Source organism: Bacillus cereus group sp. N6 (assembly GCF_016483705.1).
Lineage (GTDB): Bacteria > Bacillota > Bacilli > Bacillales > Bacillaceae_G > Bacillus_A > Bacillus_A wiedmannii.
In genome coordinates, this window is record NZ_JAEHBI010000254.1 from 1 (window position 1) to 315 (window position 315).

Consider the following 315-nt stretch of genomic DNA (forward strand, 5'->3'; position numbering starts at 1 on the left):
CGTGATGTATCTGAACTTTTAAAAGAACGTGGTGTATCGGTTCATCCTACAACCATCATGCGTTGGGTGCACGAATATGGAAAGTTAATTTATCAAATTTGGAAGAAGAAAAATAAATCAGCACGTTTTGTATGGCATTTAGATGAAACCTATATCAAAGTCAAGGGAGAGTGGTGTTATCTTTATCGGGCGATTGATCAAGAAGGATATACCTTGGATATCCAACTTCGTAAAACAAGAGATCATCAAGCTGCCTATATGTTTATGAAAAGGTTAGTGAAAGCTTTTGGAGAACCAACGGTTCTCACAACAGAC

1 protein-coding gene is annotated in these 315 nt (G+C 37.5%); it reads left to right on the top strand.

Annotated elements, in window-relative coordinates; translation table 11 throughout:
- Positions 1 to 315 (top strand): IS6 family transposase (locus JDS99_RS31195; protein ID WP_199696519.1); only part of this gene is annotated, 315 nt, incomplete at both ends.